The organism is Vibrio sp. 10N.222.54.E6, from assembly GCF_041473955.1.
Lineage (GTDB): Bacteria > Pseudomonadota > Gammaproteobacteria > Enterobacterales > Vibrionaceae > Vibrio > Vibrio tasmaniensis_A.
This window is the reverse complement of the sequence record NZ_JBFRTD010000062.1, coordinates 1-3669: the sequence shown is the minus strand read 5'-3', so window position 1 is coordinate 3669 and position 3669 is coordinate 1. Positions and strand designations below refer to the sequence as shown.

At 39.7% G+C, this 3669-nt stretch carries 4 protein-coding genes; 2 read left to right on the top strand and 2 right to left on the bottom strand.

The features are described 5' to 3' along the window. Positions 1–20: 20 nt before the first annotated feature. The gene (locus tag AB4513_RS24160; RefSeq protein WP_157936398.1) at positions 21–173 is read right to left on the bottom strand and encodes a hypothetical protein; all 153 of its coding nucleotides are present in this window, start codon (positions 171–173) and stop codon (positions 21–23) included. 331 nt (positions 174–504) lie between these two features. Between AB4513_RS24160 and AB4513_RS24155 the strand changes: the two genes are divergently transcribed. After that, positions 505–1095 (top strand): hypothetical protein, encoded by a 591-nt coding sequence (locus AB4513_RS24155; RefSeq protein WP_102258035.1) that lies wholly within the window; start codon positions 505–507, stop codon positions 1093–1095. A 672-nt stretch (positions 1096–1767) separates the two neighbouring features. Next, a complete protein-coding gene (locus AB4513_RS24150; RefSeq protein ID WP_102258036.1) occupies positions 1768–2715 on the top strand; it encodes a phospholipase D family protein in 948 nt (315 codons plus the stop codon). A gap of 261 nt (positions 2716–2976) precedes the next feature. Here the strand turns inward: AB4513_RS24150 and AB4513_RS24145 are convergent. Beyond that, the coding region (locus AB4513_RS24145; RefSeq protein WP_136975501.1) for a transposase at positions 2977–3669 on the bottom strand (693 nt) is incomplete at its 5' end.

Here is a 3669-nt window from a genome sequence, read left to right as displayed (position 1 = left end):
GGGCTAATGCGAATACGCTATTATGGCTTTTTAGCTAATGCTGTACGGGTAAAAGCGATAGCGGAAATTAGGCAAAGCTTACGAAAGCGACCCGTAGAGAAATCGGAAGTACTGAAAGAGAAACCTTGTTGTCCGAACTGCCATAGCAACAGCATGGTACTCGTGTGCTTCAATATTAGACCTAGGATAGTCGTTTCAGAGCACCGACTGACCTAGTTGTCTGATTGTAATGAATAAAATTATCGTTGTGTTATGGCGAGAGAGGGGCATTGTTCGCTTTTAAAAGGATTATGCAACGGGTATAGTCGCAGTAGATAAATTGGTGGCTAGAAGTGGAAAATGGACGGCTGATGGGGTACCAATCTTAATGATAAGAGTGGAACGTAAGTCAGTCCTAAAAAGCAAACTCCATAGATAGAAGCGGCCAAGTCCAACAGGTATTTATCCATTGTGCTACGACAACGGATAAATACTTAAGCGTTATACGAATTAGGGAAACAAATAATGTTTTTTAACCGTGTAAATGAAGAAGTTGAAGGGGTTCAGGCTCTCGCTCAGAAATCTCAATTGGTTATTAGCTGGGCTGCAGTGTCTGCTTTTAGGAGAATTGGCATCTCATCCTTGTTACTAGCTTTAATGATGGGAGGCTGGATGTATTATATAGATAATATTATCACTGAAGCTAGTGAGGCATCTGCACAACGATCTATGAAAAGTACAGCGTTAGCAAAAAAAAATGGATTATTGATCTCTATTGGGTTCTTAGAGTTATGCATGGATAATGCAGCTAAAACCTCAGATGAGCAATTATACTATTGTGAAAGAGCATTAGGTAATTTCAAAGCAGAACTGTCACCTCTGGAGTTAGAGTTAAACGAAGATATAATTAATTTAAATGCTTATGGTGCAATGAAAATTCAATTAGATTATGAGGTTAGACTTATAGAAAATGAAATTAAATATGACAACTCACCATCAAGTCAAGAGAAGTTAGCCGAAACGTTACTTAGTTGGGTTAGCTTCATTACTATTTTGTTATCTATATTGTCCATATACTGCTTAGTTGTGTATACATTATATAAAAATCGCCGATGAAATTCGTATAACAAACGCTTCAAGACAGATTCGCAACACGTGGCGCTTTTACTATGCGTCGCGTAGAGTGTTTAATTATGTATGGTGTTGCTCACTACTTAAGCGGGCGTTAGCTGGAGTAAAAGTTTCAAGGGTTTAAATCTATTTATTCCCGCACTAGCTACACATGCGAAAGAATGGTGCTAATCACTATCTCGCCAGTGGCACTGTTTGTATCTCTGGTGAATCAAACTGATTCGTTTACTGAAGTGGTTTGTTCGTTTAGTTCTTTGACGCGGTTTCTTGGATGTTGTGAGGCTAGATAAATTCTCATACTCATGAGCACATTTCATTAACTGCTTCGAAAGCATCCTTTTCAAATTCAGCCGACCTTTTTGGATTGAAGTTTTACTATTACCTCTTCTTTGCCAAGCACTTTTTTGGGTTGTGTTTGAGTTTTTAACGTAAGGCTTGGTTTTTGTGCTCGCTGGGCGTAAAGTCAAAGTAATCAACATCTTGGTATGCCACGTATCATTGTGCAATCAGCTAACAAGGCGCTAAAGACGGACTAACAAACGCTTGGCATTTTTAGCTTGGTTTAGTCGTGTGTTTAAGGTGTTTTAATTGAGTGAAGTGGTAGGTTTGTTAGCCACTTAGCTAATCGTTAGCATTATTTTCAGTTCAGAGGTAAAAATGAAAATTATTGAACAATATAGTGAGTTGGGACAAATTTTTGATGCAGTTAACGACTCCAAAATTACAATTGTCTCCGCATTTGCTAGTGGGACAGAATCAATAGTTAAAGGATTGACAGCTAGAAATAATGTGGAATTAATTGTTGGTACAATTAATTCATTTTCTTCACCAAAGTATATTGAGAATCTAATAGACTTAGAGTCTGAAAATTTAAATATTTATATGGATTTTCGCTATGCGAATAGTACACACTGGAAGCTATACTTAATTGAACCTAATGTCGTTATTATTGGCAGTGCGAATTTCACTGCACTAGGTGTTAGCTTAAAAAGAGATACGTTAGTCTTTCTAGAATCAGAAGACCTATATAATGAATATCTAACCAAAGTAGAAAATCTTAAGTCATCTCCATTAGTGCTTAACTGCCAAGAAAAGAATTTTGAGCATCAATTCGAACTATACAAGCAATCATTCTTTGAATCTCAAGCGGCAAATCAATCTGTTAAAGCAAAGTCTACTCTAGATAGCTGGTTAGCAGATGATCACAATCAAGCAATTCCTTTGTTTATCTGGGACAGAGAATTGGTCTCAGAAACATATCAGCAAGCGTTTGAGTTAATTCAAGATCAAGACCCTGAAGTTGAATCAGAAGAAAGTTATCGTCTTTCGACATATACATGTAAACCAAAAGATCTCCCGTATAGAGAGGGAAGTTTAGTTATCACTATGAGTGAAAAAGGCTCATATATCCAATTTGAAAGGTTCGACAGGATCCTTTACAAAGACGGAGTTCATTACTTGTATTCGTTTAAGGGAAAGCGGAAAAATGCGCCTTTTGATATCTCAGAAATAACTATGGGTATAAAATCTATTGTAAGTGAATTATACGATAAAGAGCAGGCGGTTTTATATCGTGAAGATATCGAATCTATAGTGAAAAAATAATGCTAACGAATAAGGATTAAGGTGTTGCGCAGCCAACACTAAATCCCAAGTGTTGAACAAGCCCGAAGCCACTCTATTAAGTAAATTGTACGATTGCATTTGAAGGGCACATCGCTTTGAGGCTTTTCTCAAGGCGAGCGAGGTCAAGATAAGATTGCGATAGCAATCTTATCAAACAGTTAGCTGTTTTTCGTTTCTTTCGTCGTCACATCTCCTCTGATTTCGCTAATGCCATTCTCCTTATTATCAAATGCCTTTCGGCTACATGGGTCGGCTTACTCCAACGCACGCCATCTCATGTGCACAGCAAGGGCATACTCGCATCGCTTTGCTCCTTACCGGTGCTGGTACTGGCGGCATCATATAGAGTAGGTTCAACAGCAACAGCTGAATACGAACTCTTAAGGCGTGTGCTTGACCACGTAAAAATCCGTAGTCTCTTACTCGCTGTAACCCTTTGGGGAGCACGTGCTGCAAAATGAGCAGCAAGAACTTAAGGATGGGCAAAGTGCGCGTTCGCCATGTATTGGTTTGGCTCTCTTTATAGCGGAACGTGACCGTATCATCGGTGATATGGATGATGTCTTCATCAGGCAACACACCACGATAGAGATAGCGAGCTAAATAGCTCAGTGCAGCCTGACCATAACCAACCTGCCTACAATCGACCACCCATTGTTTGGGAATGCCACTCGGCAGCCACAACGTTGGGTGCTGATTAATTGCTTCTAGCATTCTTGCTCGCCAGACTTTGGCTAAAGCAAATGCGTTAAAAAGGTAACGTTTGTTGCCTTTGTGCCACGTTTGTCTTGATGGGTCGTATTGGCCTGCCGCCACAATAATGTGCAGGTGTGGGTGCAAGTTTCGTTGTCGGCTGTGGGTATGCAGCACGGCTGTAAACCCAAGTTCACCTTGCATCTGCCTCTTCGCAAAGTCCTTTAAAACCCCCGACGC